At 38.2% G+C, this 1,994-nt stretch carries 1 protein-coding gene; it reads right to left on the reverse strand.

Going from position 1 to position 1,994, the window contains the following annotated elements:
- Positions 1-1,382: 1,382 nt before the first annotated feature.
- Positions 1,383-1,559, reverse strand: coding sequence for a hypothetical protein (locus I2484_RS20940; RefSeq protein ID WP_207152981.1), 177 nt, complete (start codon positions 1,557-1,559; stop codon positions 1,383-1,385).
- Positions 1,560-1,994 lie beyond the last annotated feature (435 nt).

Consider the following 1,994-nt stretch of genomic DNA (forward strand, 5'->3'; position numbering starts at 1 on the left):
TTCAGCGCCGATGGTAGTTGGGGGTTTCCCCCTGCAAGAGTAGGACGTCGCCGGTCTCATTGAAAGGTCATTACCTTATAGGTAGTGGCTTTTTTTGTGTTTATTTTTAATTGCTCTTTTATATATTTAACAGAAGGTTAATAGGGACGTATACAGTGAAAAGTAAGAGAAGGGAGGTATGGTGGAGTTCGAAGAAGTGAAGGTAGGAGGATCGGAGCGTATGATATGCGCGAGAACTGGACGACTGAAGCTAATGAAGAAATCTGCCGCGCATCGCGTTTTGTAGCCCGAAGAGGGAAGTTGAGCTCGTGCGCATAGGTAGTTTGGGGTTTCCCCCTACAAGAGTAGGACGTCGCCAGTCTCGTTGAAAGGTCATGACCTTATAGGTAGTGGATTTTTTTGTGTTTACTTTAATTATGTTATTTTCCCGTAGTTTTAATTCATCCGGTCTTTCTTTCGAAGGGGTTTGGCACAGTGTCATGGTTATGACGGATTAGTATGGATATGGGATGGCAGGACTTTCTATATAATATATGTCTCATAGTTTAAGTAGTTAGTCGACACTTAACTAAATTGGAGTGTTCTCTCAACACGGTTTAATTGCTTGTGATGACCTCGCACAATAAGCTCGCCAGAAGAACACTAGGTAAGGATTCACCTGCATCGCCCGTTGGTCTTATTGCCACGGCTCACACTTGTCAATCCTTCGCTAGAATTATTCGTTATACTGATGAGGTATACCACTTAGTTAAATCTAAATTTGTAGTGCTGAATATATAGGTAAGTTAGCTGTTGCTCCCAAAAGATAGAGGAAGTGGAGGAAATTCACTAAGCACAGCTCTAAATACAAAAGCATGACTTTGATCTATTAATATAGAAGGAAGCAATCCAAAAGGAATTGATTGTTTTGGGAAGGAGAGGATTGCTTTATAAAGTATTGATTAACATGTAAAATGAGGATGGATAAATTAAGTAAGTCCTAGGACAAAGTCATTTTGAAGTATATAAGTTACTTATGCATCAAGTAATTAAAATATATCTTTTTCCTTTAGTTAGAATGGGGGTGTATGTTCGTTTAGTTATATTAATTAAGCGGGGGGAAATGCATATGCAAACTGTCATGCTTAAATTAGAATCGTTAAAACCGGAGAAAGAGAAAATAACCATGTATCGAAGAATGACGACAATTAATACTGGACTATCTAACTGGTTGTAGATCTACTAGCAATTAAAAACAGCGACATTGAAAGCGTTCAAGTTGTTTTCAGCAGAGAAATACCCTTCCACTATTGTCTCAAACCAGTCATTTCATGATGTCTAAAAAGGCCATCGACAGGCGAAGTAGTGGAGGTAGTGTTGGCACAGTTTCAACGATCAGTACTTTAAGGTGGAGATAGACGTTCAAGTAAATAGATGTCATTTTCAATCATGATAAACGAATAGGTGTACCAATTGTTGTTAAAGACCACCAACAACATTGGTCCTATAAGCTGTTGGCAGATGTTTTGGCGCTGATATCGGTCTACGCCAGCTTTCAGTTGCCTCGATTGGGGCGACATCTATCTTCTTCCTGGGTCAAGAATTGGCTTATCGAAGAAGGTGTTATGCTTCACGCAGGCGTAAGCTAGGCAATGAATAAAAGATGCAGGTTATCCGTCAATCTAAAGGGAAAGCAGCAAAGTAAATGAAGAATGCAAGAAGCCATTGAAGAACAGGCCACATAATAGTATGTAGTCAATGTTTTAAACGTGGCTAACGCTTATATACATGAAAGATCATAGTATACTTATTCTCAAAAGCGTTCATAAACCTATATGAAAACAGGGTAGCAACAGGTAAGTCTAACAAAATGAAAACTATTTCAAAATAAGTCTTGCATTCTCTAAGATAGACTGGTATATTTAATAAGTTGTCTTTACGACATAATGAAAACAACGAAAAAAAGAAATTGAAATTAGTTGTTGACATGAACGAAACGAAATGTTATGATATAA

The organism is Sporosarcina sp. E16_8, from assembly GCF_017347095.1.
Taxonomy (GTDB): domain Bacteria; phylum Bacillota; class Bacilli; order Bacillales_A; family Planococcaceae; genus Sporosarcina.